Here is a 25730-nt window from a genome sequence, read left to right on the forward strand (position 1 = left end):
AGGTAAGAATCAGTTTTCATTCTAGACGGTGGCGACGAGAAACGTCGCCCGATTGTTTCCTCTGAAAATCTGTGGCAACCGCCGGAGGCTTAAACTTTATTCAGTGCGAGTTTGAACCCCCACTGAACGGAACAAAAATATGCATTCATCTCACCACTTATAGAAGCGGGAGACCTCTGCTGAATGAAGTTAAATTTACTATTATTGTTATTTTATCAAATGAACATTCTCCAGCCTATTCCTTTTCCATAAAAAAATTCCTCTTACTGAAAAAAGAGGAATTGTTTCATTCCGCTATAAGTCCCCATGTGTAAAGTGAACCACCTAAATTTCTTATATTATTGGCTTCAGCGCGACGACGGACAGGATGTCCTAGTGCAAGCGATGCGACAGGACGTCGCGCCTGAGCCTGACGAAGCCACAAATTGCGGCCCACGCACAAAAACACTATGACAGACTCAAAGCCTCCCTTGCTGAAACCTTTTCATCATGCTTCCTTATCCTGTCAAGCTTCACCGCAAACATCCCGTTTAGCTTCACCCTACACCGGATAAACAGGATGCTTTCTTGTACTAAAAACAACGTCCTTTGTCTCATATAAATGAAATCGGTCAATCAGCGTTCTCCTTAAATCTCCCGGATCGGTAATTTCATCCACGATCATCTCTGACGCTAGCTTGTATATATCTATATGTTTCTTGTATTCTTCGTGTTTTTCAAGAACAAATGAACGCCGTTCCTCCGGATCCTCAATCGCTTCGATTTTATTGGAATATACAGCGTTTACTGCTGCCTCCGGCCCCATAACAGCAATTTGTGCTGTCGGTAATGCAATACACACATCTGGTTCAAAAGCTGGCCCTGCCATGGCGTATAACCCTGCCCCATATGCTTTTCGAACGATGACGGATATTTTAGGAACAGTGGCGGAGCTCATTGCCGCGATGAATTTGGCCCCATGCCTGATAATCCCCGCTCTTTCAACTTTTGTTCCTATCATGAAGCCTGGGACATCTGCCAAGAACAATAATGGAATATGATACGCATCACAAAGCTGGATGAATTTTGCTCCTTTATCAGCTGAATCCCCAAAAAGAACTCCGCCTTTTACTTTCGGTTGATTCGCTATGATACCTATTGTACGCCCGCCCATCCTGGCAAAGCCAGTGATCAATTCAGAAGCAAAAAGTTCCTTGATTTCAAAGAAACTGCCTTCATCAATAAGGGCATCCACTGCTTCGTACATATCAAAGGGCGCATTTTGATTTTTAGGGATGATTTCTTCCAGCCCTCTTCCCTGCTTCGGGTCTTTTAGTTCAAAAACCTTCGTTTTCTTTGTAAAATTAGCCGGAAGATAAGATAAGTATTTTTGAGCGGTTTGTATAGCTTCTTCCTCTGATTGAGCTAATATATCCCCGCAACCGCTGACAGAGCAATGCATTCTTGCTCCACCCATTTCCTCAAGAGTTACTTTTTCACCAATGACTTTTTCCGCCATTCTTGGAGACCCCAAGTACATGGATGCATTTTTATCCACCATAATTACAATATCGCAAAACGCCGGGATATAGGCACCGCCGGCAGCCGAAGGGCCAAAAAGGATGCACACTTGCGGAACCATACCAGACAATTTCACCTGATTGTGAAAAATTCGGCCCGCCCCCCTGCGATTTGGAAACATTTCCAACTGATCTGTAATTCTCGCGCCAGCTGAATCAACCAAATAGAACAGAGGAACCTTCATTTTTTCTGCAGTCTCCTGCATCCTGATTATTTTCTCAACCGTTTTGGCACCCCAAGATCCTGCTTTGACAGTTGAATCATTGGCAATTACACAAACCGTTTGAGCATTTACTTTTCCTATCGCCGTAACAACTCCGTCTGCTGGAAGATCGCCGGCCTGATAATTGGCAAACAGTCCATCCTCTTCATAAATCCCTTCATCAAAAAGCATGGACAGCCGATCCCTTACAAACATTTTATTCTGCTGCTTTAATTTCTCATGGTATTTCTGACCGCCTCCTGCGTAGACCACACTCTTTCTCTCAAGTAAAATATCTTTGTCTGCCTTTTCAGTCATGTAAAAATCTCTCCTTGATTTCTATTATTCCTAGAAAAGCAAGCACCTTGGTCTGTGAGGATAAACAAGTACTTCCCAAAGGGAAGTCTCTTGATTCTAATGAGGTTAAGCGCTAGAGCTGGACAGGACAAACAGAGTATCCCCTTCATTAACAAAGTCTCCGGAAGAGACGTTCACTTCAGTTATTTTACCAGCCTCTGGACTTTCAATAGGAATTTCCATCTTCATCGATTCCAAGATCAATACGGTTTGGCCCGGTGTTACATCTTCTCCAGCCCCGACTTCAATTTTCCAAACTGTACCTGCCATAGTCGCCTGAATTTCTTTCATTTCCATTCCTCCGTCCCCTCAAATTTTCTATAACTTTGATAAAACTCAGTTAGACAGCCATCACGATGATGTAATCGCTTCCTATTTATCATTATATCTGAAATTTTTCATGCTTTGTTATATAATGAAATTTAATTACATAATTAAAAAGAAATATATAGAAAATGGGGATGAAAATATGTCAATGGATGTAAAAAAGCTCAGAATCAACTATAAAACATTGGAGGAATTTAAAAAATTCAAAGAATACGGAGCACAAGAATTATCCATGTTGGAGGATTTGCAGGACAATATCGTCGAAGATGATCTTGATTCTCCGTTTTATGGCATTTATTTTGGGGATAATCTTGCAGCCCGCATGAGCCTGTACAAAAGAGAAGCAAGGTTTGATAAATATTTTAACCCGCCGCAGGACTACTTGGAGCTATGGAAACTAGAGGTTCTCCCTGACTTCCAAGGAAAGGGTTATGGACAGACTCTAGTAGATTATGCGAAAAGCTTTAATATGCCTATCAAAACAAACCCAAGGTTAAACTCCCGCCCATTCTTTGAAAAGCTAGGCTTCGAAAACGTCAAGTATGATGTAGACAGAGATTTGGGAGAAAATCCGCTGGTCTGGTATCCTGAAGGGGTAACGGAACAAAAAAATAATGATTAAAATGAAACCATGTGTGCCCCTATCCCGTACAACATAATGTACTTATACTATATGGGAGGTTTTTTGTTTGAAACGGACAGGAGAAATAACACTTGGAATCATTGGCATTATTTTAAGTGCGCTGATGTCATTGGGTGGTATCCTATTAATATGGGCCAATCAATCTGGTGAAATTAAAACAGCGATGGAAGATGAATTTACTTCGGATCCGTCCTTGGAACTCAACAGCGGGGATGTTTCCATGGTATTAGATGCGTTTGGCACTTTTGGCTGGGCGATAGTCGTTGCTTCGATTATCGGTATCATTTTGGGACTAATTGGAGTAATTAGTATCAAAGGAAATAAAAAACCAAAATTAGCCGGATCGATGTTCATTATTGGCGCTGTATTAACAGGTATTATTTCCGTCGGATTCGGATTCTTACCTGCGATTCTATATTTGATTGCTGGTATCATGGCTTTTGCCCGTAAGGCTCCATCTGAATCGCCAGCTTATTAACAGCACCGGGCCGAAACTATTTCGGCCCGGCTCTTTGTTAAAGAAAAATAACAAAATTAAATGCAAGCAGTTAGATTTTTCCTAGCATCTTCTTTTCACCAAATCTGCAAGTTTATCTACTCAGCTTATAAAGCCCAAATCCACTGTAAATGTTTCGACCGTTTTAAGAGTATCAGAGGAAAATATGGATCTATGCATCGGTGACTTCATAGGCTGTTTCCTTGGCCGCCATTTTTCTCGCTTTATCCATAATTGAAAGTAATGTAGAATATTCCGCTTTCAAATTACCATATTCTCTTCGCAAATTTTCCAATTTTCCATTTAAGTCTTCGTTTTTTTGCCTCAATATTTGGTTTTCTTCTTTCAAAGCACTATATGATTGAATATTCGCTTCCTGATCCTCCTGCAACCCGTTTAAATAACTGATTACATCCCTTATTGATAAATGTGTATCATCTGTTTCACGACTGGCGCAGCTTTCGTTCGCTTCATTCAACGTTGGAGGGTTGTTTCTTTGAGCATCTTTCCTCTCTTTTTTCGCCACTGTAATTTCGCTTTGGTATGCTTTTCGCACATAAGAATTCCAACGAAACCCGCAGGCCGCAGCTGTTCTGGCCAGTTTAGCCCCAGCCTCTTTGAATGCCTTCAATTGAGTGCTTCCTTCCCTTATATGTGAAAGGACCAAATCTGCAAGTAGTCTATCTTCTTCGGTAGTCCATGCATCCTGTCTTCCAGTTGCCAATGAAATCACTCCTGACTTTTTAACACATACATATGCACATAATAGAAAAGATAGACTAACGAGCAATTAATATTTATCGTTTTAGAAAACTCGATACAACCTGATGATGCTCATCTTTTGCCCATAGTACCGCACAACGTCTGATTTCCTGCTCCATCCGCTGCTTTAAATTACTTGCATAAAATTTTCCAATCAGGGACTCCTTATACGATTTCAATACTCCTGCTTCCTTTGAAAGAATATCTTTCATAAATTTCTCCAGCGCCTTAAGAGGATCCCCTTCATAAATCTCATTGATGAAGCCGAAACTCTTTAATTCTTGCACAGATAGTACCTGCGCCTCAGTTAAGATTTGTATGGCCCGTGATGGATCTAGTTTTTCATAAAGAAGACTTGCTCCTCCCCACCCAGTCGTAATGGCAAGATTCGCTTGGATGAACCCGGCATTCGTCCCTGCTTTCGCTATCCTCATATCACAAGCTGCAGCCAGCTCACATCCACCTCCGAGCGCCAATCCATTCATAACAGCAACAGTCGGTTTAGGCAGAACAGTCAAGCGATATAACAAATTGCCCATTCTGGACAACATAGCATAAGCTTGCTTCTCTGTTTTTAGACGGTGAAATTGCACCACATCTCCACCAGAACAAAATGCACGGTCTCCTTCACCAGTTATAGCAACTGCTTTTATGGAAGAGTCTCGTTCTGCTTCATTCAGCATCAGCTCTAATCCGTCCATTACCTCATAGTTTATGGCATTTCTTTTTTCTGGCCGGTTGATTTTCCATACAAGTAAACCGTTCTCATATTTTGCAGAAGAAAATGCATTCACTTTCTTCTCTCCCTTCCACATTCAAAAAATTTCGGAAAACAAAAAACGTGAAGGATCTCTTCACGTTTTTCGAATTAGCTATTTACAACTGATTTTCCTTTATAAGTTCCGCACTCTTTGCAGACACGATGGGCAAGTTTCGCTTCACCGCAATTTGGGCACTCTACCATTCCTGGTACATCCAATTTGAAGTGAGTACGACGTTGTCTTTTAGCCGTCTTGGACGTTCTTCTTTTTGGTACTGCCATTCTTCCCACCTCCTTAAAGCTGGTAAATATTATCTTTGTTTTTCATCTTCGTCTTTTTGAAGCAATTTTGCCAAATCGGCAAGGCGCGGGTCAACTTTTTTCTTTTCACGCTCTCTGGCTTCATACAGCTGATCCTCTGTCAATACTTTCCAATCCTGACCAGATGGCAATGCAGAGCTTTCTTCTGCCTCCGGCGAAAACACCTGGATAGGTATTTCAAGAAGAACCAGTTCATGAACGACAGGTTTTAGATCGATGACTCCGCCTACAATCTCATGAATCTCTTCATCCTCATCAACCTGATAATTGAGCGGATTCAATGAAAAGGTCTCAATAGAATGAATATCAAATGGGTATTCTACATCTGCCAACGTTCTGGAACATGGCAAAATGAATGTCCCTGTAATGTGAAGATGGAAAGCCGCCTTATCAGGATCGACGTCCGCTCTTCCTTGGACTCGAATGGGAGAAACCTCTCTAATCTCCGAATCCACCTTTTTCAGTTCTTCGGCAAGATCGATCGTCTTGTCGAATGTCATTGCCTCGTACTTATATTTATGTAATTCGGCAACGGTCCATTTCATTATGATCACCTCTAGGCAACAAAAGTAATTATAGCTTTGGTCATACTGTTTGTCAATAAAATCTTCTTTACACTCGATGAATTTTACATTCATTATTTTAATTTGCCCCTTAGCATACAAAATGAACAATATATCTTACAAGAACTAATTCACTAAAACTTAAACATCTGGTTGGATATCAACATAGACTATTTGGAAATGAATTATATAAGAGGTGAAAAATTTATGAATCAAGATGGCAGACAGCTTCCGATCTCTAGCGGTTTTCCTGAATATGGCGGGGGTTTTCCTGGATATGGCGGGGGTTTTCCGGGGTATGGTAGTTTTCCGGGAGGCGGAGGTTTCCCAGGGTATGGTGGTTTTCCAGAAGGCGGAGGCTCTCCAGGATATGGTGGCTTTCCAGGAGGTGGAGGCTTCCCAGGGTATGGTGGTTTTCCGGGAGGCGGAGGCTCTCCAGGATATGGTGGCTTTCCAGGAGGTGGAGGCTCTCCAGGATATGGTGGCTTTCCAGGAGGTGGAGGCTCTCCAGGATATGGTGGTTTTCCGGGAGGTGGAGGCTCTCCAGGATATGGTGGTTTTCCGGGAGGCGGAGGCTCTCCAGGAGCTGGTGGTTTTCCGGGAGGCGGAGGTTTCCCAGGGGCTGGACAAGGAACCTTCGGACCAAGAGATTACGAATGAACATATAAGAGGAGGCTTCTCCTCTTATATGTTACAATTATCAAATACGCCTTGGCGTATTTGCGCCCAGATTTTATTGAGCTTAAGCTCGATAAATTTCCTCTGAAAATCTGTGGCATCCGCCGGAGCTTTAACTTCATTCAGCTGTGGTTTGCCCCCCATAGAATACAGGACACATTCATCTCACACTTACAGAAGGAAGAGACTTCTGCTGAATGAAGTTAAAAAATCCAGTATGATAACAAATAATTATAGAGGGGGAGTCAATTGAATGAGAAGTGTTGGGATCGTAGCTGAATACAATCCATTTCATAATGGACATTTATATCATTTATCACAGTCAAAAGAAGTATCAAAAAGTGAAGTCGCCATCGTAGTCATAAGCGGAAACTTCTTACAAAGGGGGGAGCCCGCTATCGTTTCGAAATGGGCTAGAACAAAGATGGCTCTGTCATCAGGTGCCGATATTGTCATAGAGCTCCCTTACGCGTTTGCTGTTCAAAAGGCGGAAACGTTCGCCTTAGGTTCTGTTTATATACTTGATACACTGAAATGCAGCTCTATCTGTTTCGGGAGTGAGTCAGGAAGCATCGATCCTTTTTTACATACAGTGGAATTTCTAAAAAAGCACAAAGATCTATATAATCACAAGATCAGATCTTATATAAAAGAGGGAGTGAGTTATCCGAAGGCCCTTTCCCTAGCCTTCTCAGATCTTGAAAAAAATAAAGACTCGGTTGATTTATCAATGCCTAATAATATTTTGGGGTATCATTACATTTCGGCCGCTGACAAATTAAACTCAAATTTGCAGTTTTTTACAATAAAGCGCAATACAGCCGAACATAATGATCAAACGATCCATGATGATCGAATTGCGAGTGCAACCTCTATCCGGAAACTGATAAGAGAGGAAGGTAATTTGGACCGCATGCGCCCCTATGTTCCGGAAAGTACATTCGCCGAAATGAATGTTTACTATAATACATATAAGCACTTACACGATTGGGAAGATTATTGGCCATATTTACAATATCGCCTCATCACCATGGGAGAAGAAGAGTTAAGTCAGATGTACGATATTGAAGAAGGACTTCCTTATCGTCTTCAAAAGGCTGCACAGACTGCTGAAAGTTTCCAATCTTTTATGGAATCGATCAAAACAAAACGCTATACATGGACACGGCTGCAAAGAATCTGCACCCATGCTTTGACTAATACTTCAAAAGCTGATATAAAATCCTCCGGGGAGACACCGGGATATATTCGCTTGCTAGGAATGTCAGCTAACGGCAGAGAATATTTAAACAAGGTGAAGAGGGATTTATCTTTGCCTCTCGTTTCAACAGTTTCCTCTTTCCCGCAGGACATGCTGGCACTCGACCGGAAGGCCGCACTTGTATATTCCCAAGCATTAAAAGAGCCCGCTAGAAGCAGGCTGTTATCCATGGAATATGCTCAGCCTCCTATTATGACCGATTAATCAGGAATTTTCTTTATGCCATCTTTGAATTGCCGTTTGGATAGACGGCATTTTTAATAAGGTGGCTTCTTCCCCCATTTCGATAATCTCACCGATATTTTTAAAAGCCTTTGTACTTAAATGCTCTACAGGCGGTAAAATCATGACATCAGACTCCACTTCCCTTGCGGCAATAATTTCCTGCTGCAGTATATCCAAGCTCTGCATAATGACATCATACACGGTAAGGATCTCTGCACGCCGATTCACTCTTGAAACATCCACTCCAATCACAATATTTGCTCCCATCTCCTTTACAGTTGTTACTGGAACCCGATCCGCTACCCCGCCATCAACCATGAGCCTGCCGTTTATTTTCTCAGGTACAAATATACCGGGAATGGAAATACTGGCCCTCACAATTTCCGGAATTGGCCCTTTCTTGAACACGACTTTTTCACCGGTCTGCAAATCGGTCGCAATGACGGCGACAGGAATATTCAAATCCTCAATCTGCTTTCCCTGCATGAATAGACGGATTAAATTCTTCACCCTATTGCCCATAATAAACCCCATTTTCGGCACTGTGAAATCTATATAGTATTGTCTTTTGAAAGCTTTCGATAATTTTATGAGCTGGCTGATATCATGACCAAAGCCATAAAAACATCCTACCAGTGCTCCCATGCTGCTGCCTGCAATCATATCTACGGGGATGGAATGATCTTTAAGAGCTTTAAGTACTCCCAAATGGGCAAAGCCCCTTGCTCCCCCTGATCCGAGTGCAAGGCCGATTTTCGGTCTTTCCAACATTCACCGCCCCCTTAGCCCCATTTTATGGTCTAAAAGGATAGCCTATGAGTATATTGGTTATGTAGGGTTCCTTGGACAAGGAGGGCTGAACTTGAACTTATCAAAAATAAAAACCGTTTTCCTTGCCGTAATGGTAACATCAATGGCCGCTTCTATGGTCCTTCTTCCAGAAAAATCTTTTGAAGCATCCGTCCGCGGCCTCAACATGTGGTGGGAAATCGTCTTTCCATCCCTTTTTCCTTTTTTTGTACTTTCTGAGTTGCTAATAGGGTTTGGGGTCGTAAAATTTATGGGAGTATTGCTCGAACCATTAATGAGGCCACTGTTCAGAGTACCTGGTGTTGGAGGATTTGCCTGGGCAATGGGAATGGCCTCCGGCTTTCCTGCTGGAGCCAAAATAACCGCACGGCTGCGTCAAGAGGGGCATTTAACGCGTGCTGAAGCGGAGAGGCTTGTATCCTTTACAAATTGCTCAAGCCCTCTTTTTATTTTCGGTGCCGTTTCAATAGGTTTTTTTCATAATCCAAAACTGGGCTTTCTTTTGGCTTTAACTCATTATATAGGCAATTTCTCTGTAGGAATCATCATGAGAAATTTTGGAAAAAAGACGACACGCAGCAAAAAGCCCCCTTATAAACGGCCTCTTTTGACCGAGGCTTTGTCCGCTTTGCATCAAACTCGGCTGAAAAATAAAAAGCCGATCGGAAAGCTGGTAGGGGATGCTGTTATTTCATCCATCCATACACTACTAATGATCGGCGGTTTCATTATATTATTTTCAGTAGTCAACAAATTATTGTTTCACATGCATATTACAGCATTTTTGGCAAAATTGATAGAAGGTGCCCTGATGATTTTTCATCTGCCAACATCTTTAAGCATCCCTTCCATTGCCGGGATTTTTGAGATTACTCTCGGAAGCCAGATGACCAGCCAGATTCAAGATGCAACCCTGATGCAGCAGGCAATTATGGCCAGCTTTATTCTTGGGTTCAGCGGGTTCAGCGTTCAAGCTCAGGTTGCGAGCATACTTGCCCAGACTGATATTCGTTTCCGCCCTTTCTTTATAGCTAGAATTCTCCATGGCTTTTTGGCAGGTTTTTTTACTTTCATTTTTTGGAAGCCATTTGAAGAAAGGTTCTTGAGCGGTCAATCCATGTCCATTCCGGTATTTTTTCAGAAAAATAGCATTTGGTGGGAAAATACGCTTAATTGGTTAAAGCAATTTGGGCCTCTTTTCACCATTTTTATGTTATTGATTTGTATAGCATTCTATGTACAAACACTCGAATCCAAAAATTAGTTTAGCTATGATCGAATTTCTCTTTCAAAGCTTTTTCTACTTCCCAAGGAACGAGTTCTGATATGTCCGCATTATATTTTGCGACTTCTTTCACTATGCTTGAACTTAAAAATGAGTATTGATTATTAGTCATAATAAAAAATGTTTCAATATTTTCATTCAGAACTCTGTTCATTGAAGTAATCTGCATTTCATACTCAAAATCTGAGACCGCTCTCAATCCTCTTATGATGGCATTGGCATGGATACTTTTCGCATAATCGACAAGAAGACCATTAAATGAATCTACTTTGACATTTTTTATATCTTTTGTCACTTTCCTAATTAATTCTGTTCTTTCATCTGTTGAAAATAACGGCTTCTTGGATGAATTACTTAAAACTACAACATACACTTCATCAAATACTTTTGCTCCACGCCGAATAATATCTAGATGTCCGTTGGTCACCGGATCAAAGCTACCCGGGCATACTGCGATGCTCGTCATCTTGCTCCCCCTCTTTTTTCCTCATGAATATACATAGTAAGACTGCTCATTCCATAGCTGGCGCTTTTCACCTGCTCTAGCTCACCAATCGTATCCGGAAGAATCACTTCGGGATCATGCTCGCAAATGATACAGCCTGACTCCTTCAGCAAAGACTTTTTCTCTATCATTTCCAATAACATCTTTAGCTTTTGTCTTTTATATGGCGGATCTAAGAAAATCAGATCAAATTGCAGGTCTCTTTTGACAATAGCTCTTAATGCGCGTTCTGAATCATTATTGTAAATCTCGCATTTATCATCCAATCCACACATGGAAACATTCGTCTTGATTGTTTGGATAGCCTGTTTATTATTGTCCACAAAAATAACTAAATTCATGCCCCTGCTCAGCGCCTCCAAACCAACGCCGCCGCTGCCTGCATATAAATCAAGGCAAGCACCCCCTGAAAAATAGGGGCCAATCCAATTAAAAATCGTTTCTTTCATTTTATCGGTAGTAGGCCTTGTTGACTTGCCTGGAACCGGCTTTAGCTTCCTGCCTTTGCAAATGCCTGATATTATCCTCATATTCGTCACCATTCGTCCTATATTGTCGCTTTTTATACTAACACAAATGTTTTCTACAATCTATATTAATCAAGCAAGACTTTATACACACATGATTGATTGCATAAGACATGTATAAAAGTTTCGTTAACGGTGATAATATGGATAACAACATCGCAGCAGATGTTGTTGCCAACCGCGGAGAAGACTTACGCTTCCCCATAAGTTCTTCCTCCGGTTTCTCCTCTCCCTTTGCCTTCTATCCGTTTATGCGGAATATAGAAGGACCCTGCAGTTTATTCTGCAGGGTTTTTTAATGTATGTTAATTTCCTGACTATTTTCCTCCACTTCCAAGTCAAACAGTCCCTTAAGTGCAGCTGTATCAAAATAGACTTCATTATGATCCATAGAAAACGGGTTCCGTTGAAAACCAAATTGCTGTCCGTTTTTGAAAAATAATTTCTTTGAAAAAATAAAGTGATATTTATCACCATCTTTACCAATTACCAACTCTTTTGGATTGGATGAATCCAATACACGAAAACCTAACATTTCGATCAATGGGACAAAGGATATATAGGTCCGATCATTTTGGAGCAAAATGTGTATGTTGTCAGTTTTTTTGCCGTTTATATATATTTTTCGTTTATCTAAAAAGTAAAACGGCTGGAACGGCTTGCTCATATCAGCATTTTTTTGAAAAAAATCAGTTTTTATTCCCGCAGTATCTTCAAGCAATTCATCAAGCAGCTGACTAGTAATTTTTGAATCTGATGAAAGAATACTTTCCAACCAGCGATCTGCTTGATCTTTGGTTAATACCGAGAAGATTGTTTCACGAATTTTTTCCACCTTGTTATTATGAGCAGATGTATGAGTTATAGAAGAAACAAGCAAATCGAGCATCCACTCTTTTTCATCTTTGAAAGAAAGTTGTTTTGTAAGCAACAGACTAGCAAGCTGTTTTTCCACATTTTTTTTGCTACCTGGCATGAATATCAGGCTGTCTGTTTCAGTAACCTCGCTAATATTATCCAACATGATTACAAATATTTTCTTGTCAGGAACGAGCTTTTCAAAAATAGAGCGCTGTAACGAAGGCTTACCTTCTGAATAAATCGTGAGATGCTGATTCATTTCCAAAGGAACGAGAGCTTGTTTCTGCCAAAATAGCGGTGGTATTGATCCTTCCGTCTCAAACACGTAATAGTCAAGGCCTTCCATTTTTTCTTTCCCAGCTAAATCCGCCCCTGCTGCCCAACTACCATTTCGCCAATTTTGCTCTGTCAACTGGATACGAGTGGAGGTGCTTGACACTTCTTCAATCATTATTCCCCATTCCTCCAGTAAAAAACTGGTAACTTGCATTGGCGCGTTAAGTTTATATGTAAATGTCAGAGGGCCTTCCTTTACTTTTAGTTGGCTGTTTTTTCCATCCAGCCATTTGCAAGCATGATCCTCTTCCAATTGACAATCGATATCCTTTGCTTTTGGCGGATAGTGGATATGATACTTTCCTTCTGGAAGACTTTCGATAGATTGTTTAATCACAAATTCGTCTTGTGTATGTCGGATAGTAAACGTTTGTTCAATATTCAATGCAGCTGCATCTTCTACAGAATGATAACCTTGCCACTGAATAAACAATATACAACCTGTCACAAACGCAAGAAACAATGAAAAGCGAATAATCCTTTTAGTCAAACTACTCTCCCCCATCGTAATAAAGCGGCCCCTATTATGGGCCGCTTTATCTCAAAGACCTATTCGATAATCGTATTCCTTCGCTTTGTCAGGCTTGGCATTTTCAAATTCCGTCTTGAGTTCCGGCTTGTAGGAAGGCTCCACTTTCTTAATAAATGGGAGGGATTCCAGCTTTTCCGACAAAGCCTCAAATTCACTTTGATTGCAATAGAGTACGGCATATTTCATTCGTTTGGAAACAAAATGCACATTTCCATAACGTCGCAACATTTTAGTGTTTTTTAAATTATACAACCATACGATTAATCCTTGTCTTTTCATATACATATTTGTTCCCCTTTACATCTCTTCCTTTGGTTATGCAGAACAGCCACAACCAGCTCCAGTTCCGCATCCTCCTGAGCATGCTGAACCTGTATCAAAAAACGGATTGCCTGTATTCACCTTGATACTGTCAGAAACAGCTTGGCTTAGAATCACGCTTATTTGATCCAGTAATGACTGCAAATCGTTCTCTGCCTTTCGGAAGTTGGCCACATTTTCGTCCAGATCCATCTCCCGTTTAAGCTCCCGCGTCTTTGTCATGATTTGCTTATACTCGGGATGATAACGTCCGAACCGTTGGACATCTTCGTACAATTCCTTCATTTTAACAAACTCAGCAATTTTCCTCCTTGTATTAGAATCTTTCTGCAATTTATGGTAATAGAACCGATACTGCTCGGCAATATTCGTTTCCTGAATAAGTTTCCCAAGCGTTTCGGCATTCTCGATGATTTTAATACTTTCAAGTGTAGCAAGCAAAGGGCTCACCTCCACCATTTATTTTACCATGTTTCTAGTTGGGCGGCGATACTATCTAGCTGACATTCGCCTTAAACTTTTGACTGATTCCAAGAGACTTGTTATCTTTGTCCACTATTTCAATGGTGAATGTATGAACTCCGCTAGAAAGATCTTTAACGACAAATGCGGCTGTATCATATTCATTGTACAATTGTCCGTCAACATATAAAAGAGCTTTACCCAATTGTCCTCCAGCATTTGAAGGAGAAAAAGAAATGCCAGGTATGAAACATTCGATATATATAGAATTGCCCTGGACATTGTGTCGTACAGTTATTTGCTTACTGGCCTTAACTTCTGTTTCCATCGCCTTTGCTTTTTCAGCTTCAGGGTCCGGCAGCTTTTGCGCACAACCAGAAAAAATAAGAGCTGCCAATGTATAAAGGATCATTTTTTTCATCGCCTTCACCTCTTACCCTTTAGTTTTTTCCCAAAGGTCAAGGTTCATGCAAAAAATAAGAACACATAAATTTTTTATGTGTTCTCCAGTTATGATTTCATTCCTTGCAGCAGACCCATCATCATTGAAGCCATTTGCACACCCCTGGAAAATTTTTCAACCCGATGCGGGATTGTTTTTTCGAAATAATGACTTGAGGCAATTTCAAACTGCTCCAATAACTCTGGTTTACGTGAAAGTGTTCGATACCATCGCGGCTGTTCCCTAATAAAACGCTTCAACTCATTATTTGAGTATATATATTGCAATACATCCGCCCTCATCTTTTAAAATCTCCTTAATCTTTCCGGAATGAAAATGGATTTCTTGGAGCATCATTTTGCGGTTGAGTATTTTCTTGATTGTTCCCTTGAAATTGCGTCAGGACTCCTTGGATTGCTCCTATGGCCTGGCTCAAATTATTAATATGATGCTGCATTTGATTGGCATCCATTTTTTTAACCACTCCGGTCAATTGCTGGACCCAAGTTTTATTATCGTCTTTTTGATGACCAGCCTTGGATGTATTTCCATTTGTATATTGGGCCCATTTGGGATCATCTTCACCGAGCAAATACCAATCCTCATATAGTTCTTGCCATGTGTATTCATTATCTCTTACTAATTTTATGAGGATTGGATGCTCTTTAACAAATGCTTTGAATTGTTCCACTGATGGATGGAGCTTTTTCCCGGCCATCGCTCAATCACCTCAATTTATCCTCCATTTATATTATGAAAATAGCGGGTGATTGTTCATGGCAAAACAGGAACACTTCACATTTCAGAATGCATAACAAAGTTCTGAGTATAATTTTTCTTAAATACCCCAACACCGATTAACGTATAGTCTTCATCCAAAAGAGCTTTACGATGATTCTCCGAATTAACCCAGCCTTCCATAGCGGCTGGTCCGTCGATATAATCAGCCGCAATATTCTCGCCGGCCGTTTGAAAGGAGACCTTTCCCTCCTTTAAACGTTTTGCAAGGTCACCGAATGTCGGTGAATCATGCGCAAAATAGTCATTTTCTCTCATATCCCTACTATGCCCATAGGCTACTTCTGCAATTTCATCATCCCATTTGAGCTCTGGGATATCAAAGCGCATGCGGAAATTATTCGTCAAATCAAATATCTGCTTTTCACTTCCTCTTTCAATCACTTCCCACAGATCATCGTCCGGTTCCTCTAAATCAATCAAGTCACCGCTGTAAATCAACTCATATGGCCGCTGACTGATAAGTGTCTTTTGATCCAAAAACCTGACACTAAATAATGTTCCGTTAAACTTATCAATGGAGAGTTGAGCAAAGATATCCCCAAGTTGGATGAGTGGCCGGATATTTAAATCCTCTTCTGTTAATTCGAACCGATAATTTCCCTCTTTGACATTCACTACAATCTCCGTCTCAAGCACAGTTGATCGATAAATATCTTCTACCGGTTGATCAATTTTAAATGGCATGATATTCAGTTGGCCGCCAACAGCGTATATGGTGACAACTTTTCCGTCTTGAATCCCTGCCTGCATATATGAATCAAGTTCATCATTATAAATCCACCATTCATATTCATAAGAGGAAGGCTCCTTCCGGTCAGGCTCTCCGAAGCCTTTAACTAGCTCAGCCTGCGGCTTTCCAATTAAAGAACCCAAGCCTTCAGAGGGCTGCTTGTCTGAATCAGTCAATGTGATATGCGGAATCGCTTCATCATTGTCATGTTTAGGAGGTAATGAATAAGTATCATCTTTTATGGGGCCCGTATCTTCAGGGGAATATATATAAAAGCTAATGACAAGCAGTGCTGCTGTAAAAATCAGGATTCGGAATAAGTTACGCAGTTTTACCCCTTCTCTCGGCTCTCATTATTTAGGTAATATTATACCACTTCCTGCCGCCTGAACATATAGAAAAAGCTTAGAAAAAGGCGGTCTATGAAGGGTTGAATGAAAAAGAACAAAAATGCTATACGCCAATACAACTTGTTTGTTAAAACAAAAAAAAATGAGGCGAAAGAAAAACAAATCGTTTTCTTTCGCCTGCAATGTATTCTTAGTGTACAGCCTGATCACCATCGTCTTCCGAGATTTCCGACAATGCGCCTTTTGCCTGATTATCCGTTAAATCCCTAACAGCCAAGTCCCCAAGTGCAACTATCCCGACCAATTCTCCATCTTCAACAACCGGCAAGCGCCGTATCTGTTCTTTTGCCATTAACCGTGCAGCTTCCTGTGTTGTCGTATCAGGAGAAACCGTATATAGATTTTCACTCATGACCTCTTCCACCTTAGAGGATGGAGGCTGCTTTTCAGCAATACAGCGGATTACAATGTCCCTGTCTGTAATAATTCCCATCAACCTTTTATCCTCTACAATAGGTATGACGCCTACATCCAAATCTTTCATTTTCACAGCCACGTCAAAAATATTATCTTTCAGCAAGCATGTTTCAACATCTGTTGTCATAATTTCACTAATATGGGTCATTTCCTGTACCTCCTCCATTTTTTTCACTTCATACCTTCCCTATCGTCACCATTTTTGTCCAAATTATACTTGAACAAAATCAACCTTCTGCAAATATGTGATTTCGTTGCAAGAAGGGGCTTTTTCGACTATTATAAAACATGGGGTAGTATTAGCGGCCTGAATTATTTAGGAGGGAATTTTAAGATGAAATTTGAAAACATCGAATTAGAATCGTTTAAAATCGATTTACACCGGCTTGATGAAGTAATGAGTAAAAACCGTATGGTACGCGCAGGTCAATGGGATTATGAAAGAGTTACATACGACCATAAATTCGTTATTCAAGAAGGTACATATTATTTGCGTATTCCTGGATATGCCCTTGAAGGAGATGTAGGAAGCGGTAAAGCGTTGATTCAACTCATGAACCCTTTGCTTGGTAAGCATTATTACCCACATGGTGTGGAATATGGAGAAGACGAAGTCTTCCCTGCACCACTTGTAAAACAATGCAACCAAATCTTAGAAGCAATCCAGAAAGACATTGCAGCATTTGCAGAGTAACACCTTTAAGAACACGGAAAATAACCGTGTTCTTTTTTTAATAAATATACAAAAAACTCCTGCCTCCCTACTATAATGTAATATAGCCTATAAAAGGAGGAGAGATTTGTTTGGGATAAAAAGAAAGCATATAATCGTTGGAATCTCTATTATGCTAATTGTACTGGCTTTCTATTTCATTATGCCAGTATCTATTCCTTTAGTCGCTGCACTGATTACCGCACTTATTCTGGACCCGCTAGTCAAAATTCTTCAATTAAAAACTTCTCTAAAAAGACATTTTCTCGTCATGATTGTTTTTACTGTATTTACCACCATTTTGGGAGCCTGTATTTTCTTTATTACAACAAAAGCTGTAGGACAATCAGTTAAATTTGTTGAGGATTTTCCTCAATATGTCAATCATATTTCTGAGACGTGGAGTAATTATGAGCAACAATTCAAGAACACGGCACAAAGCTTGCCCAAAGAAGTCGTACACTCCATTACTGAAGAAATCACCGAATTTTTAAATACGATGATGATCAGCATTCGAAAAAACTTAAATATAGAGAATATCAGCGCGATCATATCCTACATACCAAATTTCCTTGTGAGCTTCCTTGTATATTTAATTGCCCTGTTCTTATTCATGCTTGACCTGCCCAAAATCCAAAACGGTTTTTACAAGCACTTGACTGATGAAACCTCCGAGAAGGTTAAATTCATGACAAATCGGATTTCCAATTTTGTGATCGGTTTTTTCAAAGCTCAATTCCTTGTGAGCTTAATTATATTCGCAGTATGTCTCATTGGTTTGCTCGTAATTTCCCCCAAAGTCGCAATAATCATGTCGATTGTAGTGTGGATTATTGACCTTATCCCTATTATTGGCTCCATCATAATCCTTGGCCCTTGGTCACTATATCACTTATTATCAGGAGATATTGTTTTTGGAACGAAACTTGCGATATTGGCGATTGTACTATTGATCATCAGGCGCACTATAGAACCGAAAGTAATGGGCGTCCATATGGGGCTTTCACCACTTGCTACTTTAATTGCAATGTATTTGGGTCTTAAAACTCTTGGAATACTAGGGATTATTATAGGACCGTTGCTGCTGATTATATTTAAAGCTGCAAAAGAAGCAGGAATCATAAAGTTAAATTTTAAAATTTAAAAAGCATGCATGGCACTCAGGCCATGCATGCTTTTTAACCACCTAGAATTGCTTTAATCAAAGATGTTGTTTCTCCGCCTTTATAGAACACATACAGCAACAAATATACCAAGACTCCTGTAATTCCTGTGCCTAACCAAACTATACTGGTGAAAGGTCCCAATTTTCGGTGAATATTCAATCTGTCTTTTAATCCTGACGATATCGAAATAATTCCAAGTACGGCGCCAACAGTCGCCAAGGTAATATGGAAAAATAAAAAAATAGTATAAAAAACCTTTAAATTCTCCGGTCCTCCAAAAGATGTATTTCCTATGAAGACCGTTCTGCTAGCATAGATAATAAAAAAGATTACAGCAAAAACAGCTGAGGCAATCATTGTTTTCTTATGACTTTCAATTTGACCTTTTTTAATTTTTCCCCAGCCAATAGCCACAAGAATAGCACTGATAACAATACATACTGTACTAATTGTTGGTAAGATTGGAACTGACATCTACTTCCATTTCCTTCCTTGTCTATTTTCTAAAAAAGCGCAAGACGCAGCTTTAGACGACAAGCACATAACAAATTTTTAAGAAGGGGCACAGTGAAGCCTTTTAAATTGCCCCTCTACAGATATTCCTGCCGACTTAAAAGCGCAGACTCTGCAGATGCCAGATCCAAATCCTGCTTTATTCTCTGGCACCAATGGACTTCCTTTTTCAATCCGCTGGACGCGGGTCGTGTTGAATAAGGCTTTCATCAATAGGGTCAACTTCAGTCGATTCTTTCTTATACCATTCAAAAAAGACTTTCGACAGAATGGTAGCCAGTACAATTTCCTGAATGATTTTCATCAAAACGCCACCAAGCTGTTGGTCTTCCCTGGCAGGCATATTGGTAAATAACTCTGGACCACTTATGTTTAAGCCCGCAAGCGTTGCTCCTGGTACACAAAGCTCCATTGCCTTCATCCACATTTCCCCATCAGTGTAAGTTGCATACATAGCTTCTGGTGCAAAAATGATCAGCCCGCAGGCTGGTGTTAAAAGTACACCATCTCCAAGAATATAGCCAATTTTCTTCAAGCCATGAAGCTGATATTGCCCTGGCAGCTTATTGACAAGCGGCCACCAAAGGAACAGGGCAAAAACAAATAATACAACTGTGTATAAAGCATGGAGGAACATGTTCATTTTGACATAGTCCATAACCATTGGAATATGGTAGATGGAAAATAGACCGTTAAACATAACCAATGCAATCAATGGCTTTGTAAAGAAACGAAAGATCCTGTTGATGGAAGGTAACTCAATAAGATGTTTCCAGGCCCAGTTTGGTACTCCCGCAATAAGCAAAGGTGGTATTACCAAGTAAAGAAAAGCCATTTGAACCATGTGAAAAGTAAACATGATATGTGCCATTAAATCAACAGGTGACCCCTTGGTAATATAAAGTAGCAACATGCTGATCAGAAATAAAACAGCCTGGCCTTTTTTCAAGGGTTCGCTCTCTTTAAACAGATGGCGTTTCTTGACCGTCAAATAAAAATAGACGGCTACCAAAATGAAAATGAAAAGCAGAAAATAAGGGCTCCAAAGTGCACGAAAACCAAATATACTTAAAGGCACTCGCCTTCACCTCTTTTATGGTTTACAAATTTCTTCTACATTCCATTATACTTAGCTGATTTCTACACTACAACGATTCGACATGACAAGTTGATGAACATTGAAAGAAAAGCCCGCTTATCAGCGCAAACTAACGACCGCTGAAGAAGGTGTCATTTGGGCTTGGCACTGCTTTGGTTGCAATGCTTAAGTCGATAGCTCCCGACTGGCTCAGACAGCGCATTCTCTCCACTGCAGTTAAAGCGAAAGCGGTTTGTCCTTGCGGGGCTAGAAGCTCAACTGAATAAAATTGTTATAACAATCTTTACTCATGAGAAAAGCCAGTCAAAAATTCGACTGGCTTAAAATCTGCTTACCACCAAACGATGGTCAAGAAGCCTAGCAAGGTAACGAAACCTATAATGACTCCTCCGTATATAAACAACTGGACAGCTTCATGCCCTTTCTCGCTCATATGCATAAAGTAGTATAGTTGGAAAATAACCTGTACTACAGCGAGGAGAAGGATAAATGGAATGACAAACCATTTATCAAATCCAGCAGCTACTGCGCCAAATGCCACGAACGTCAAAAAGATTGAAATGGCAAATGAAATTACTTGATGGCGCATGTGTTCCTTATTTCTTCTGCGACGGTATTCATAATCAACACGTGGATTTCCTGAATTTAAGTATTGATCTTCCATACGTTATCCCACCATTCCCATTAAGTAAACGACAGTGAAGATAAATACCCAGACTACGTCGATAAAGTGCCAGTAGATACTTGCTAAGTAAAATTTAGGCGCATTATAAAGACTTAGTCCTCGTTTTGAGTTACGTATAAGCAATGCAGTAATCCATCCAAGGCCAAACACTACGTGTCCGCCGTGGAAGCCAACAAGCGTATAGAAGGCTGAGCTGAATGCACTACTTTTAAAACCAAATCCTAATTCTGTCGTGTAGTGATGAAATTCATAAATTTCCAGTACAAAGAATCCAAGACCTAGCAAAAGTGTGATAATAAACCACAATTGCATTTTTTTGTAGTTAAAGTTCCTTAAATGGTAAACTGCATACACACTTGTGACAGAGCTAGTCAATAAAAGCATTGTCATGGCAAATGCAAGCGGTAGACCAAATACATCAGCTGAAGTCAAGCTATCGCTGTTTGGAACTTTATCTTTAAGAGCCAAATAAGTGGCAAAGAAAGAGGCGAATAGAACAGTTTCGCCTCCAAGGAAAAACCAGAGACCCAAAAACTTATTTTTTCCTTCCAGAGTTGCTCTCTCCGGAGTCTCCGGCCATGTTTCTGGAGTAAATTGCTGTTCAACTGCCATTATGCCTTAACTCCTTTCTCGCTATCATCCATCAATTCTGACTTAGGAATATGATAGCCGTGATCGTCTTTCAAGGAGCGTGCAAGCATGGAACCAAAAGCAATGACTAAACCGATAATCAATACTGGTATTCCCCACGCATGCTCTTGGTTAAAAATTGCTCCGAATGATGCAACAAAGAAACCGAATGACATCATGAAAGGAATAAATGATCCGTTTGGCATGTGAATCTCACCGATAGGCTCAGCCGGTGTCATCTCAGTTCTGCCTTCCATTTTTTCCAACCAGAAAGCATCAAGACCGCGAACAAGCGGAAGCTGTTTAAAATTGTAAAATGGCGGCGGTGAAGGGATAGCCCATTCGATCGAACGTCCATCTCCCCATGGGTCGTTGGCTACAGCTTCTCCTTTAACAGTAGTAATTGCTACGTTAATTAGAAGAACAATAACCGCAACAGCCATTGTTAAAGCTCCAATGGAGCTGATCATGTTACCTGAAGTCAATCCTTGACCATCAAGGAAGGTAAATACTCTTCGCGGCATTCCCATCAAACCTAGGAAGTGTTGAATAAAGAATGTCAAATGGAAGCCAATGACAAACAATGCCCAAGTAATTTTACCCAATGTTTCGTTCAACATTCTTCCGAACAGTTTTGGCCAATAGAAATGAACGGCAGCAAAGATACCGAATACTACCCCACCAACAATTACATAGTGGAAGTGAGCAACGATAAAGTATGTGTCATGATACTGATAGTCGGCTGGTGCAGCAGCTTGCATGATTCCAGTTACTCCACCCATAACGAATGAAGGAATGAACGCTGCAGCATAGAGCATTGGAGTAGTAAATTTAATACTTCCGCCCCACATCGTTAATAGCCAGTTAAAGATTTTAATACCTGTTGGTACAGCAATAGCCATTGTTGCAACCGCAAAAATCGCATTGGCGATGTTACCAAGTCCTACTGTAAACATATGGTGAGCCCAAACCATGAAGCCAAGGAACCCGATCAATACAGTAGCGAAAACCATTGAAGAATATCCAAACAATCTCTTTCTTGAAAAAGTCGAGATAATTTCAGAGAAAATTCCAAATGCAGGCAAAATCAAAATGTAAACTTCCGGGTGCCCAAAAATCCAGAAGAAGTGTTCCCAAATGATTGTGTTTCCTCCAGCTGCTACATTGAAGAAGTTCGATCCGAACATTCTATCAAAAGTCAAAAGGAACAATGCAACAGTAAGTGGAGGGAATGCAAACAAGATAAGTGCCGATGTAATGAATGTTGTCCATGTGAACATAGGCATTCTCATATAAGTCATTCCTGGTGCACGCATGTTGATGATTGTAACAAGGAAGTTGATTCCTCCCATGAGTGTACCGAATCCAGAAATTTGAATTCCGGTTGCATAGAAGTCAACACCATGAGCAGTTGAATTCATTGCAAGCGATGCATAGGAAGTCCAACCTGCATCAGGTGCGCCGCCTCCAACAAACCAAGAAATATTCACCAGCAAGCCTCCGAAAACAAAGAGCCAAAGGCCCAGAGCGTTCAAAAATGGGAAAGCAACGTCCCGCGCTCCAATTTGGAGAGGCATAATCGCGTTCATAAAACCTACCAAGATCGGCATGGCAGCAAAGAAAATCATAGTTGTTCCATGCATCGTCATCATTTCATTAAACGTACCCGCACTCACAAAGTCATTGTTAGGCACTGCGAGCTGGATACGGATGATCATAGCTTCGATTCCGCCTAGGAGAAAGAAGAAGAACCCTGCGGCGAAGTATAAGATACCCACTTTTTTATGGTCCACAGTTGTTAAGTAGTCCCATACAGCGGCTCCGAAACTTCTCTTTTGAGCAATAGTACTCACTATTAAACCTCCCTTTGTTATACGTTACTTATTTTTGAACCTTCAATTCCATCAAATACGCAGCCAATGCATCCAATTCTTGATCAGACATTTTTGGATACGTATCTGTCATTTTGTTGCCCGGTTTAATTTTTTCAGGATCTTTGATCCATTTTTTAATTTCGTCTTCATTGTGATCGAGAATCCCTGCAACTCTTTCACGATCAGCAAACCCAGCAAGGTTTGGAGCAAGCTCTCCGCTTGGTTTCACCTCAGGTGTTACTGCGTGACATGTAATACAGCTTTGGTTGAAGATTTCTTCACCTTGTTTTGCAAGATCTGTAGTTGGTTCTACAGGCTCTTTAGTATTTTGCATGTCAGCAACCCAGTTTTCAAAATCTTTTTGTGGCAATGCTTTTACTTTGAAGTCCATCAAAGCATGTGAAGGACCACAGAGCTCAGCACATTTACCATAGAAGAGATTTCCTGCTTCTTCAGCTTTGTCACTGTCGGCTATCAACCAGAACTTATTGACGTTTTCTGGGTTTGTATCCAGCTTACCACCTAATGGCGGAATCCAGAAGGAGTGTTTTACGTCTTTACTTACTACTTGGAAGTAGACTTTTTCATCTGTTGGAATAACTAGGTCCTGGCTCGTTACAATTCCAAGATCCGGATATTCAAATTCCCACCAGTATAAGTGTGCATTGACGTTAACAACAAGAGCTTCCCGGTTTCCGTCAGCATCTTTCTTATCAATTGCAGAAACATCACCTTGGCTGAAAGTAACAGCAACTGTAGGTACTGCAAGGATTAGAAGTAAGATGATCGGAATAACAGTCCATACAATTTCTAGCGTGTGGCTGCCTTCTACCTGTTTCGGAATTCTTTCATCTTTACGTCGGAATTTAATAATGGCAAAAGTAAAGATAATTACTACAATAACGATTACCAGAGCCATGATCCCTAAACTGAGAAGAATGAGATCATATTGCTGTTTTCCAATTTCTCCTGCGGGAACCAGCCCGGATAGAAAAGGCTCGCCGCAACCTGAAAGCACGAGCGCCAATATCGCTAAAACGGATAACAGACGCCACTTTTGCAGCCATAGTTTCATAATTCAATCAAACCCCTCTTTCGTAAAATATCTTAGTGGTTGCAAGGACCGGGTCATTCTATGTGGATTTCTTTTAAAAAGAAAGAATTCCCAAGATCAAATGCGCCTTGGCGTGTTAGCGCCCAGATTTTATCGAGCTTCGCTCAATCAATTTCCTCTGAAAATCTGTGGCATCCGCCGGAGGCTTGAACTTTATTCAGCCGAGGTTTGAACCCCTGCTAAATGGAATGCAATAGGCATTCATCTCACCAACCTACAAAAGCGGGAGACTTCTGCTGAATGCAGTTAAATAACTGCGAAAATTACCATTGCTGTAAAAATAATGGTCAAATAGTTTAATGAATAGACAAACATGAGCGTTGCCCATTTTATGTCATTCTTCATTCTATAACCAGCAATTCCCATCACAAGCCAGCCAACATTTAATAGCGTGGCTAATACAACAAATGGTATTCCCAATGCTGTCATAAAAAATGGAATCGGCAGCAACAAAGTTACCCACATGATAATGCTGCGCTTTGTAGCTGCAAAACCTTTCACGACAGGCAGCATAGGTATACCGGCTGCTCTGTATTCCTCAGTTCTTCTCATAGCCAACGCATAAAAGTGAGGCGGCTGCCATATGAACATGATTAGAAACAACATCCATGCCATCGTTGGCAAACTCGGATCGATTGCAGCCCATCCAATCAGCGGAGGAACCGCGCCGGACAAGCTTCCAATAACCGTGTTGCTTACAAGCTTCCGCTTAGCCCACATGCTGTAGATCACCACATAGCTAAACACCCCAACCATGCCGATGAAACCAGCTGTTGCATTGGTAAGAAAAATGAGAATTAAGCCCAATGTCACGAAAGTAAACCCGACTGTAAGGACTTTCCCTCCACTAATTCGACCTGTAACTGTCGGCCTCGATTTTGTTCTTTCCATAATAGGATCAATGTCACGATCGATATAATTATTGAAAGCACATGATCCGGCCATAATAAAGGCAGACCCAAGCAGCGTGAAAATAACAGTGTCCAAGGATTGGAGGAAATGCTGTCCATTATATATGAGTGCAAGCCATAGCCCTGCAAAAACAGGTATCAGGTTGGAATTAACAATTCCTATTTTGATCAAGGCCATAAAGTCCGACCAAGCAGTCGAAGGAGAGGCTTCCACTTCAGATATGTGGCGACTGTTTTCCATATCTTTTTCCACTCGTCTCCTTTCCCAAAACATATTTACATATAATTCTTACTATAGGCCATCTCGAGACAACTTTCCTGTATTATGTATGATGTTTCAGTATTTGTTCACTTATTTTCCTGTTTTTTCAACTTTTACTTGAAAGCATGCCTAGAACTCCTGCACACATTATTGTAGCATACAGATGTTCA

Annotated in this window: 31 protein-coding genes; 7 read left to right on the plus strand and 24 right to left on the minus strand. The window is 40.6% G+C overall.

All coding sequences use genetic code 11. The annotated features are described in order from the left end of the window. Positions 1-541 precede the first annotated feature (541 nt). Positions 542-2080, minus strand: coding sequence for an acyl-CoA carboxylase subunit beta (locus tag H9631_RS18210; RefSeq protein WP_191815355.1), 1539 nt, complete (start codon positions 2078-2080; stop codon positions 542-544). 105 nt (positions 2081-2185) lie between these two features. Continuing rightward, complete coding sequence (locus H9631_RS18215; protein ID WP_191815357.1) at positions 2186-2410, minus strand: acetyl-CoA carboxylase biotin carboxyl carrier protein subunit; 225 nt, start codon at positions 2408-2410, stop codon at positions 2186-2188. A 178-nt stretch (positions 2411-2588) separates the two neighbouring features. Here H9631_RS18215 and H9631_RS18220 point away from each other — a divergent pair, with 178 nt between their 5' ends. Both H9631_RS18220 and H9631_RS18225 read left to right on the plus strand, forming a co-directional pair. After that, positions 2589-3068, plus strand: a complete 480-nt coding sequence (locus H9631_RS18220; RefSeq protein ID WP_191815359.1) for an N-acetyltransferase — start codon at positions 2589-2591, stop codon at positions 3066-3068. Positions 3069-3135: 67 nt separating this feature from the next. Beyond that, complete coding sequence (locus tag H9631_RS18225) at positions 3136-3567, plus strand: DUF4064 domain-containing protein (protein WP_191815361.1); 432 nt, start codon at positions 3136-3138, stop codon at positions 3565-3567. 190 nt (positions 3568-3757) lie between these two features. Here H9631_RS18225 and H9631_RS18230 read toward each other — a convergent pair whose 3' ends face one another. The 4 genes from H9631_RS18230 to H9631_RS18245 all read right to left on the minus strand — a co-directional run bounded on the left by H9631_RS18230 (position 3758) and on the right by H9631_RS18245 (position 5973). Next, positions 3758-4309: an RsfA family transcriptional regulator gene (locus H9631_RS18230; protein ID WP_191815363.1), complete on the minus strand. Its 552-nt coding sequence runs from the start codon at positions 4307-4309 to the stop codon at positions 3758-3760. A 73-nt stretch (positions 4310-4382) separates the two neighbouring features. Continuing rightward, positions 4383-5141, minus strand: a complete 759-nt coding sequence (locus H9631_RS18235) for an enoyl-CoA hydratase/isomerase family protein (protein ID WP_318246834.1) — start codon at positions 5139-5141, stop codon at positions 4383-4385. A gap of 74 nt (positions 5142-5215) precedes the next feature. Then, on the minus strand, positions 5216-5389 hold the full coding sequence (rpmF, locus tag H9631_RS18240) for a 50S ribosomal protein L32 (RefSeq protein WP_160705315.1): 174 nt from the start codon (positions 5387-5389) through the stop codon (positions 5216-5218). A 29-nt stretch (positions 5390-5418) separates the two neighbouring features. After that, entirely contained in the window at positions 5419-5973 is a 555-nt protein-coding gene (locus H9631_RS18245; protein ID WP_191815366.1) for a YceD family protein, read from the minus strand. Between the two features lie 225 nt (positions 5974-6198). Here H9631_RS18245 and H9631_RS18250 point away from each other — a divergent pair, with 225 nt between their 5' ends. Continuing rightward, positions 6199-6651, plus strand: a complete 453-nt coding sequence (locus tag H9631_RS18250) for a hypothetical protein (protein ID WP_191815368.1) — start codon at positions 6199-6201, stop codon at positions 6649-6651. A gap of 271 nt (positions 6652-6922) precedes the next feature. After that, positions 6923-8134, plus strand: a complete 1212-nt coding sequence (locus tag H9631_RS18255; RefSeq protein WP_191815370.1) for a nucleotidyltransferase — start codon at positions 6923-6925, stop codon at positions 8132-8134. Here H9631_RS18255 and H9631_RS18260 read toward each other — a convergent pair whose 3' ends face one another. After that, positions 8135-8923: a patatin-like phospholipase family protein gene (locus tag H9631_RS18260; RefSeq protein ID WP_191815418.1), complete on the minus strand. Its 789-nt coding sequence runs from the start codon at positions 8921-8923 to the stop codon at positions 8135-8137. It abuts the gene before it with no gap. A 94-nt stretch (positions 8924-9017) separates the two neighbouring features. Here H9631_RS18260 and ylbJ point away from each other — a divergent pair, with 94 nt between their 5' ends. Then, positions 9018-10229, plus strand: coding sequence for a sporulation integral membrane protein YlbJ (gene ylbJ / locus H9631_RS18265; protein WP_191815372.1), 1212 nt, complete (start codon positions 9018-9020; stop codon positions 10227-10229). Position 10230: 1 nt separating this feature from the next. Here the strand turns inward: ylbJ and coaD are convergent, their stop codons facing one another. The 10 genes from coaD to H9631_RS18315 form a co-directional block, all read right to left on the minus strand. Further along, the gene (coaD, locus tag H9631_RS18270; RefSeq protein WP_191815374.1) at positions 10231-10716 is read right to left on the minus strand and encodes a pantetheine-phosphate adenylyltransferase; all 486 of its coding nucleotides are present in this window, start codon (positions 10714-10716) and stop codon (positions 10231-10233) included. Further along, entirely contained in the window at positions 10713-11285 is a 573-nt protein-coding gene (gene rsmD / locus H9631_RS18275; protein ID WP_191815376.1) for a 16S rRNA (guanine(966)-N(2))-methyltransferase RsmD, read from the minus strand. The genes coaD and rsmD overlap by 4 nt, the downstream gene beginning before the upstream one ends. Positions 11286-11577: 292 nt before the next feature. Then, complete coding sequence (locus H9631_RS18280) at positions 11578-12969, minus strand: stalk domain-containing protein (RefSeq protein ID WP_191815378.1); 1392 nt, start codon at positions 12967-12969, stop codon at positions 11578-11580. A 51-nt stretch (positions 12970-13020) separates the two neighbouring features. Next, positions 13021-13296 (minus strand): YlbG family protein, encoded by a 276-nt coding sequence (locus H9631_RS18285; protein WP_191815380.1) that lies wholly within the window; start codon positions 13294-13296, stop codon positions 13021-13023. Positions 13297-13326: 30 nt separating this feature from the next. Next, positions 13327-13773 carry a YlbF family regulator gene (locus H9631_RS18290; protein ID WP_191815382.1) on the minus strand — a complete coding sequence of 149 codons (447 nt, stop codon included), beginning with the start codon at positions 13771-13773 and terminating at the stop codon, positions 13327-13329. A 55-nt stretch (positions 13774-13828) separates the two neighbouring features. After that, positions 13829-14215 (minus strand): hypothetical protein, encoded by a 387-nt coding sequence (locus H9631_RS18295; RefSeq protein WP_191815384.1) that lies wholly within the window; start codon positions 14213-14215, stop codon positions 13829-13831. Positions 14216-14304: 89 nt separating this feature from the next. After that, positions 14305-14538 carry a YlbE-like family protein gene (locus tag H9631_RS18300; protein WP_191815386.1) on the minus strand — a complete coding sequence of 78 codons (234 nt, stop codon included), beginning with the start codon at positions 14536-14538 and terminating at the stop codon, positions 14305-14307. Between the two features lie 14 nt (positions 14539-14552). After that, the gene (locus H9631_RS18305) at positions 14553-14954 is read right to left on the minus strand and encodes a YlbD family protein (protein ID WP_191815388.1); all 402 of its coding nucleotides are present in this window, start codon (positions 14952-14954) and stop codon (positions 14553-14555) included. A 77-nt stretch (positions 14955-15031) separates the two neighbouring features. Continuing rightward, positions 15032-15910, minus strand: a complete 879-nt coding sequence (locus H9631_RS18310; protein ID WP_225221142.1) for a CAP domain-containing protein — start codon at positions 15908-15910, stop codon at positions 15032-15034. A gap of 397 nt (positions 15911-16307) precedes the next feature. Continuing rightward, positions 16308-16742, minus strand: coding sequence for a CBS domain-containing protein (locus H9631_RS18315; protein ID WP_191815390.1), 435 nt, complete (start codon positions 16740-16742; stop codon positions 16308-16310). Positions 16743-16928: 186 nt separating this feature from the next. On the opposite strand from H9631_RS18315, the gene H9631_RS18320 reads away from it, so the two are divergent. Both H9631_RS18320 and ytvI read left to right on the plus strand, forming a co-directional pair. Further along, positions 16929-17288 carry a YugN family protein gene (locus H9631_RS18320; protein WP_191815392.1) on the plus strand — a complete coding sequence of 120 codons (360 nt, stop codon included), beginning with the start codon at positions 16929-16931 and terminating at the stop codon, positions 17286-17288. A 106-nt stretch (positions 17289-17394) separates the two neighbouring features. Beyond that, positions 17395-18450: a sporulation integral membrane protein YtvI gene (ytvI, locus tag H9631_RS18325; RefSeq protein ID WP_191815394.1), complete on the plus strand. Its 1056-nt coding sequence runs from the start codon at positions 17395-17397 to the stop codon at positions 18448-18450. 34 nt (positions 18451-18484) lie between these two features. Here ytvI and H9631_RS18330 read toward each other — a convergent pair whose 3' ends face one another. The 7 genes from H9631_RS18330 to cyoE form a co-directional block, all read right to left on the minus strand. Further along, on the minus strand, positions 18485-18946 hold the full coding sequence (locus tag H9631_RS18330) for a DUF420 domain-containing protein (protein ID WP_191815396.1): 462 nt from the start codon (positions 18944-18946) through the stop codon (positions 18485-18487). Between the two features lie 208 nt (positions 18947-19154). Beyond that, positions 19155-20063: a cytochrome c oxidase assembly factor CtaG gene (ctaG, locus tag H9631_RS18335; RefSeq protein ID WP_191815398.1), complete on the minus strand. Its 909-nt coding sequence runs from the start codon at positions 20061-20063 to the stop codon at positions 19155-19157. Positions 20064-20415: 352 nt separating this feature from the next. Then, positions 20416-20748 carry a cytochrome c oxidase subunit IVB gene (gene ctaF, locus H9631_RS18340; protein ID WP_191815400.1) on the minus strand — a complete coding sequence of 111 codons (333 nt, stop codon included), beginning with the start codon at positions 20746-20748 and terminating at the stop codon, positions 20416-20418. A 3-nt stretch (positions 20749-20751) separates the two neighbouring features. Continuing rightward, on the minus strand, positions 20752-21381 hold the full coding sequence (locus tag H9631_RS18345; RefSeq protein WP_191815402.1) for a cytochrome c oxidase subunit 3: 630 nt from the start codon (positions 21379-21381) through the stop codon (positions 20752-20754). Further along, positions 21381-23252 carry a cytochrome c oxidase subunit I gene (ctaD, locus tag H9631_RS18350; RefSeq protein WP_191815403.1) on the minus strand — a complete coding sequence of 624 codons (1872 nt, stop codon included), beginning with the start codon at positions 23250-23252 and terminating at the stop codon, positions 21381-21383. The genes H9631_RS18345 and ctaD overlap by 1 nt, the downstream gene beginning before the upstream one ends. 28 nt (positions 23253-23280) lie before the next feature. Continuing rightward, on the minus strand, positions 23281-24348 hold the full coding sequence (coxB, locus tag H9631_RS18355; RefSeq protein WP_191815405.1) for a cytochrome c oxidase subunit II: 1068 nt from the start codon (positions 24346-24348) through the stop codon (positions 23281-23283). A gap of 285 nt (positions 24349-24633) precedes the next feature. After that, the gene (cyoE, locus tag H9631_RS18360; RefSeq protein ID WP_191815422.1) at positions 24634-25539 is read right to left on the minus strand and encodes a heme o synthase; all 906 of its coding nucleotides are present in this window, start codon (positions 25537-25539) and stop codon (positions 24634-24636) included. Positions 25540-25730: the final 191 nt, after the last annotated feature.

It is taken from the genome of Bacillus norwichensis, from assembly GCF_014836955.1.
Lineage (GTDB): Bacteria > Bacillota > Bacilli > Bacillales > Bacillaceae_C > Siminovitchia > Siminovitchia norwichensis.

Excerpts from the sequence above, each read along its gene's own strand:
- H9631_RS18210 (WP_191815355.1), bottom strand. The coding sequence starts at position 2,080 with ATGACTGAAAAGGCAGACAAAGATATTTTACTTGAGAGAAAGAGTGTG.
- H9631_RS18215 (WP_191815357.1), bottom strand. The coding sequence starts at position 2,410 with ATGAAAGAAATTCAGGCGACTATGGCAGGTACAGTTTGGAAAATTGAA.
- H9631_RS18220 (WP_191815359.1), top strand. The coding sequence starts at position 2,589 with ATGTCAATGGATGTAAAAAAGCTCAGAATCAACTATAAAACATTGGAG.
- rpmF (WP_160705315.1), bottom strand. The coding sequence starts at position 5,389 with ATGGCAGTACCAAAAAGAAGAACGTCCAAGACGGCTAAAAGACAACGT.
- H9631_RS18245 (WP_191815366.1), bottom strand. The coding sequence starts at position 5,973 with ATGAAATGGACCGTTGCCGAATTACATAAATATAAGTACGAGGCAATG.
- H9631_RS18250 (WP_191815368.1), top strand. The coding sequence starts at position 6,199 with ATGAATCAAGATGGCAGACAGCTTCCGATCTCTAGCGGTTTTCCTGAA.
- H9631_RS18255 (WP_191815370.1), top strand. The coding sequence starts at position 6,923 with ATGAGAAGTGTTGGGATCGTAGCTGAATACAATCCATTTCATAATGGA.
- coaD (WP_191815374.1), bottom strand. The coding sequence starts at position 10,716 with ATGACGAGCATCGCAGTATGCCCGGGTAGCTTTGATCCGGTGACCAAC.
- rsmD (WP_191815376.1), bottom strand. The coding sequence starts at position 11,285 with ATGAGGATAATATCAGGCATTTGCAAAGGCAGGAAGCTAAAGCCGGTT.
- H9631_RS18285 (WP_191815380.1), bottom strand. The coding sequence starts at position 13,296 with ATGTATATGAAAAGACAAGGATTAATCGTATGGTTGTATAATTTAAAA.
- H9631_RS18295 (WP_191815384.1), bottom strand. The coding sequence starts at position 14,215 with ATGAAAAAAATGATCCTTTATACATTGGCAGCTCTTATTTTTTCTGGT.
- H9631_RS18300 (WP_191815386.1), bottom strand. The coding sequence starts at position 14,538 with ATGAGGGCGGATGTATTGCAATATATATACTCAAATAATGAGTTGAAG.
- H9631_RS18305 (WP_191815388.1), bottom strand. The coding sequence starts at position 14,954 with ATGGCCGGGAAAAAGCTCCATCCATCAGTGGAACAATTCAAAGCATTT.
- H9631_RS18315 (WP_191815390.1), bottom strand. The coding sequence starts at position 16,742 with ATGACCCATATTAGTGAAATTATGACAACAGATGTTGAAACATGCTTG.
- H9631_RS18320 (WP_191815392.1), top strand. The coding sequence starts at position 16,929 with ATGAAATTTGAAAACATCGAATTAGAATCGTTTAAAATCGATTTACAC.
- H9631_RS18330 (WP_191815396.1), bottom strand. The coding sequence starts at position 18,946 with ATGTCAGTTCCAATCTTACCAACAATTAGTACAGTATGTATTGTTATC.
- ctaF (WP_191815400.1), bottom strand. The coding sequence starts at position 20,748 with ATGGAAGATCAATACTTAAATTCAGGAAATCCACGTGTTGATTATGAA.
- H9631_RS18345 (WP_191815402.1), bottom strand. The coding sequence starts at position 21,381 with ATGGCAGTTGAACAGCAATTTACTCCAGAAACATGGCCGGAGACTCCG.
- coxB (WP_191815405.1), bottom strand. The coding sequence starts at position 24,348 with ATGAAACTATGGCTGCAAAAGTGGCGTCTGTTATCCGTTTTAGCGATA.
- cyoE (WP_191815422.1), bottom strand. The coding sequence starts at position 25,539 with ATGGAAAACAGTCGCCACATATCTGAAGTGGAAGCCTCTCCTTCGACT.